The following is a 4,741-nucleotide window of genomic DNA, read 5'->3' as shown; positions in this document are numbered from 1 at the left end:
GCGTACGAGCGTCGGTGCCGAGCGTACGGACGTCGGTGCCGGGCGTGCCCGCGTCGCTGCCTTGCGTGCCCGCGTCGCTGCCGGCGGTGCCCGCGTCACTTCCGGGCTGGTCGTCGTCGGCAGCCGGTGGGCGTGCGGCCGGGTCGGGTCTGCGGATCTCGAACGGAGCGGCGTCGACCGGCTCGTACCAGTCGAGATCGCCGTCCTCCCGCAGTACGAACACCGAGCCCGGGCGCCTCGGATGCTCGACGACGAAGCGAGGCGTGCCCTCGACGGCGGCGATGGCGCGGGCCTCCTCGACGTGTGCCTGGTCGACCTCCCCGCAATAGGTGACGGACTGGTCGGGGTGCACGAAAGCGGAATGAAAGGCTGTCAAGAGTCCCCCATCAAAGGAAGTTGAGTTGGTGCCGGACATCTTGACCCAGTTCGGCTCGGGGAGACAGGCGTCGGACGAAGCGTCAAACGCACCCCACCGCCCGACCCGGCCTTTATCACCGGACCCGGCGGAATTCCCACACCCATTGTTACCGGCTTGTGACAATCGACCACTCCCCGTGCCGGTGAGACCGCAGTTACATTTGGGGCCATTGAGCCAGGTGCATCAACTGTCCATGAGCCAGGGAGAGTTCAGGGAGCGGGGGGCTCGCGACCGGGGCACCGGATGAGGAGCCGTTCCCCTCGCTCGCGGAACGATCAATTCACCTCGACGGTCCCGGACAAGCGCACGGCTCGACCAAGGAATTCGCCCGCGCCGACATCTCCGCCGTACACGCGGAATATCAACGGAATACGGAATACCAGGGGGAGACGTGCCGGACATTCGATCTGCGCGCAAACGGGCATGGCGAGCGCGGCACACGCTGCGGGCGCGGCAGGGACGACAGACGCCGCCTGCGCGGAAACAGCGACAGAGGCGGCCGTCATGACAGAACCGCTCGTTGTCTTTCCCGACGTCGAACGACTGATCGTCGACCTCATCAAGGACCGAGCGGAACTGGCAGGCGCCCTCGTCGCCGTGACGCCGCCCTCCGGCTTCGACGGATCGCAGCGCGCGGTCCTGGTCTCCCGGGTCGGCGGAGCCTGGATCGAGGACCTCCGGCTGGACAACCCGCTGGTCGACCTGGAGTCCTACGGCCCGGACAAGTCCGCGGCCCACACCCTCTCCCTCGTCGCCCGCGCCCTGGTGCTCCAGCTGCGCGGCGCCACGTACGGCGGAGCCGCGGTGCACGACGTGGTCGAGGAAGACGGGCCCCGCTGGCTCCCCGACTACCGCCATGCGGCCGCCAACCGCTACCTCTCCACCACCCGACTGGTGCTGCGCCCGGCCTGACGCGGAGCGATCGCACCCACGCACGGCAGCAGGCGCACACACCGCAGCACACGGGCACACACCGCAGCAAGCGGGCACGCACTCACAACAAGGAGCAGTGATGGCCGGAACGAACTCCAACGAGATCCGGGTCGCCGGAAGCGGCCGTGTCCTCATCGCGAACCTGGGTACCGCGCCACCCAAGGACACCACCGTCGACTGGGCCGGCTGGAAGGACCTCGGCTACACCACCACCGACGGGGTCAAGATCTCCAAGAAGGACAAACTCGACCCCATCGACACCTGGCAGAGCGTCAGCGCCGCGCGGTTCGTGTACTCGGACCGGGACCTGAGCTTCAAGTTCCAGCTGTTGCAGCTGAACGAGGACACCCTCCCGTTCTTCTTCGGCGGCGGTTCGGTGACGGAGACCGCGACCGGCTCCGGCGTCTACCGGTACGACATGGCGGCCGAGCCGAAGTTCGACGAGCGGATGCTGGGCCTGGAGTTCTCCGACGGCGACCAGGTCAAGTACCGCCTGATCGTCTCTCGGGGCCAGGTCACCGAGACCGAGGAGATCTCTCTCGTCCGCACCGCGCCGGTGAAGCTGGGCGTCACGTTCACCGCCCTCGCCACCAACGACGCCGCCCCGCTGGCCACCTTCCTGATGAAGGACCCCAACTACTCCGCCACGCAGGTGAGCTCCGCGACTCAGTCGAGCTCCGCCGCCTGACCCGGCAGCCCGTGCCGCCCTTCGCCCACCGCACCCAGGAGCCCGACCGACCATGCCCCGTTTCAACGTCAACGCCGCCCGCGCCCAGCGTCTCGAGTCACTCGGGAAGGAATGGGAGTTCGAGGTGGACGAGGACGTCTTCCGCCTCCCCACCGAGTTCCCCCGCAGCATCGCCAAGCAGATTGCCGCCCTCGAGGACAACGACATCGACGGCCTGCTCGCCCTGCTGCTCGGCCCCGACCAGTTCGAACGCTTCTGCAAGCACGACATCAGCGTCCAGGACGTCTCCGCGATCCTGGAGGCGTACGGCAGCGAGACGGGTATGACCCTGGGGGAAGGCTGAGCCTCGGCGCGCTGGTCGACGAGCACGCCGAGGCCCTGGAGGCGGACCTGCTCCGCCACTACGGAGTCGACCTCCTCGACTGGCACCGGGGCCGCCTGACCTCCCGCCGCCTGCGCGTCCTCGTCGAACACCTGCCTGCCGACTCGGCGTTCTCCCGCGCCCTCCACGGCGAACAGGCGGAATGGACGATCACGGACCACCTGCTGGCGGCGGTCGTGGACCAACTGGCCGTGGCCAACTGGATGTTCGCGACGGTGAACCGTGACGAGGACACGGAGCCGGCACCTTACCCGGAGCCGGTGCCGCGGCCGGGGGACGGCGGCGGGCCCGCCTCGACGACACCGGGCACGCCTCTCGGCTCATCGGCCGCGGACGAGAAACGCTCTGCGACACCGGCCGAGATCGTGGCGTTCCTGAACTCACCCGCGTAGGAAGGGCAGCCATGAGCAACACCATCCCTCAATGGTTCTCGGCCTATTCGGTGACCCAGGAGTTCGCCGACGGCATCTGGAAGATGATCAAACCCAGGTGGCTCGCGGAGGAATTCGCGGTCACCGGGGTGAAGCCCGAGGCAACCGGCCTCAACATCGCAGGAAACCTGGCCAAGATCGAAGGAAACGTCTTCACCCTGCAGGCCGATGCGTTCAGGGTCGACGCAGCCATAAGGGACTGGGTTTTCAACCGTGTCGAGACCACCCGCGCGTTGGACGAGCTGCGAGCGTCCCGCATTGTGAACTCGCAGGCCACCAGGGAAAGCATCAAGGAACTGATCGACCCCGTCACCCTGCGCAAGAACATACACACGATGCAGGAACAGCTGAATGTCCAGGTCTCGGAGTTGAGCGATCTACGGAAGGCGATGGATCCGAATCTCCGTCAGGACGTGAGGCGGCTCATCAATGACATGAGCCAGGACACGCTGAACAGGATCCAAGACGCCGTCAAGTCGGCTACCGATCGGGCCAAGGCGCTGACCCAGGAACTGAATCAGTCACTCGATCCTCGCATCGACGCGCTGGAGAGCCGAGCGAGAACCGCCTCCGAAAAACAAGGGGAGCATTCAACGAACCTCAGGACGCTGAAGGATCAGGCGAAGGAGCTCCAGGATCGAGAGAAAGACCTCCGAGAAGCCGTCGTTCAGCTGTCCCGAATACTGCGAGGCGCGAACCCTGATGCGCAGAACTTCGAGAAGCAGCTGAAAGAAATAAGGCGTGGGCTCACCTGATCAGCATCCACAGAAAAGGGGTTGGCCATGAGAACCGCTCTGGTCCAGGCCACCGGCGCGCTCACCCGTTTCCGGACCGCGCTCACCCAGGCGAGCAGCGCCGGGAACCAGTTGCGGACCGCGGCCGGGCAGAGCAGCGCCGAGGTGCAGAAGCTCAAGACGTCCGCCCAGCAGGCGGCCACCGGCGTACAGACCGCCGCGCGCAACGCCGCGACCGGCGGTGGCCTGTTCGGCCGTCTCACCGGCGGGCTGCGCGGTGCGACCACCGCCATGCGGGGCCTGAACACGGCCATGAAGGCCAACATCATGGGCGCCATCATCAGCATCGTCATGCTGCTGGTCACCAAAATCGTCGACATGGCCATGCAGTCCAAAACCGTGCAGGCCGTCATGCAGCGGGTGTTCAAGGCCGTCGGTGACGTCATCAGCCGGACGATGAATTTCGTCAGACCCATCATCGAGCGCTACTGGCCGCGGATCAGCGAAGTCATCATGAAGGCGGTCAATCTCATCTGGACCGGCGTCAAGACGTACTTCACGCTCCTGTGGACCTTCTGGAAAACAGTGTTCGACGCGGTCGTCGCGATCGTCCGCTTCGGCATCAACATGGTCGTCTCCTACATCCAGGGCGTCAAACGCGTCTACACGATCGTCCGGGACGCCTTCACCCAGGCGAAGAACGCGGTCTCCGACCGCATCAGCAGCGTCATCGGATTCGTCAAGGAACTGCCGGGAAAGATCACGAGCCAGCTCTCCGGGCTCGCCGGACGACTCAAAACCATGGGCGGCGACATCATCCAGGGCCTCATCAACGGAATCCGCGACAAAGCCGGAGCCCTCGTCTCCACCGTGAGGAACTTCGTCATCGACAAGATCCCCGGGCCGATCCGCAGCGCCCTCGGCATCTCCTCCCCCTCCAAACTGATGATGGGCTTCGGCCGCGACGTCGGCGAAGGACTCGCACTCGGCATCGAGGGCACCGGCAACCGGGTCTCCGGCGCGGCGGGCCGGCTCGCCACGGCCACCGCTCGCAGCGCCATCGGCCCCGGATACAGCCTCGCCGGGACGGCGGCAAGGTCGGCCCTCCGCCCCGGCGGCGCCACGACCGCCCCCGTCACCGTCAACGTCCACCCC

Annotated in this window: 6 protein-coding genes and 1 pseudogene; 6 read left to right on the top strand and 1 reads right to left on the bottom strand. The window is 66.5% G+C overall.

What is annotated here, in order from left to right; genetic code table 11:
* Positions 1-376, bottom strand: a pseudogene (locus FNH04_RS41540) (hypothetical protein); the annotation flags it as partial.
* Between the two features lie 546 nt (positions 377-922).
* Here FNH04_RS41540 and FNH04_RS41535 point away from each other — a divergent pair.
* The 6 genes from FNH04_RS41535 to FNH04_RS41510 all read left to right on the top strand — a co-directional run.
* Positions 923-1,330 (top strand): hypothetical protein, encoded by a 408-nt coding sequence (locus FNH04_RS41535; RefSeq protein WP_152791421.1) that lies wholly within the window; start codon positions 923-925, stop codon positions 1,328-1,330.
* A gap of 100 nt (positions 1,331-1,430) precedes the next feature.
* Positions 1,431-2,039 carry a phage tail tube protein gene (locus tag FNH04_RS41530; protein ID WP_152791420.1) on the top strand — a complete coding sequence of 203 codons (609 nt, stop codon included), beginning with the start codon at positions 1,431-1,433 and terminating at the stop codon, positions 2,037-2,039.
* Positions 2,040-2,091: 52 nt separating this feature from the next.
* Positions 2,092-2,382: a hypothetical protein gene (locus FNH04_RS41525; RefSeq protein WP_152791419.1), complete on the top strand. Its 291-nt coding sequence runs from the start codon at positions 2,092-2,094 to the stop codon at positions 2,380-2,382.
* A gap of 215 nt (positions 2,383-2,597) precedes the next feature.
* Positions 2,598-2,813 carry a hypothetical protein gene (locus FNH04_RS49565; protein WP_386575495.1) on the top strand — a complete coding sequence of 72 codons (216 nt, stop codon included), beginning with the start codon at positions 2,598-2,600 and terminating at the stop codon, positions 2,811-2,813.
* A gap of 11 nt (positions 2,814-2,824) precedes the next feature.
* A complete protein-coding gene (locus tag FNH04_RS41515) occupies positions 2,825-3,607 on the top strand; it encodes a hypothetical protein (RefSeq protein WP_152791418.1) in 783 nt (260 codons plus the stop codon).
* Between the two features lie 27 nt (positions 3,608-3,634).
* Positions 3,635-4,741, top strand: a 1,107-nt coding sequence (locus tag FNH04_RS41510) for a phage tail protein (protein WP_152791417.1), incomplete at its 3' end; no start/stop codon positions are given.

Source organism: Streptomyces phyllanthi (assembly GCF_009377205.1).
GTDB lineage: Bacteria > Actinomycetota > Actinomycetes > Streptomycetales > Streptomycetaceae > Streptomyces > Streptomyces phyllanthi.
This window is presented reverse-complemented; position numbering and strand designations above follow the sequence as displayed.

Coding starts and splice junctions, on each gene's coding strand:
- FNH04_RS41530 (WP_152791420.1), top strand. CDS start 1,431: ATGGCCGGAACGAACTCCAACGAGATCCGGGTCGCCGGAAGCGGCCGT.
- FNH04_RS41515 (WP_152791418.1), top strand. CDS start 2,825: ATGAGCAACACCATCCCTCAATGGTTCTCGGCCTATTCGGTGACCCAG.
- FNH04_RS41535 (WP_152791421.1), top strand. CDS start 923: ATGACAGAACCGCTCGTTGTCTTTCCCGACGTCGAACGACTGATCGTC.
- FNH04_RS41525 (WP_152791419.1), top strand. CDS start 2,092: ATGCCCCGTTTCAACGTCAACGCCGCCCGCGCCCAGCGTCTCGAGTCA.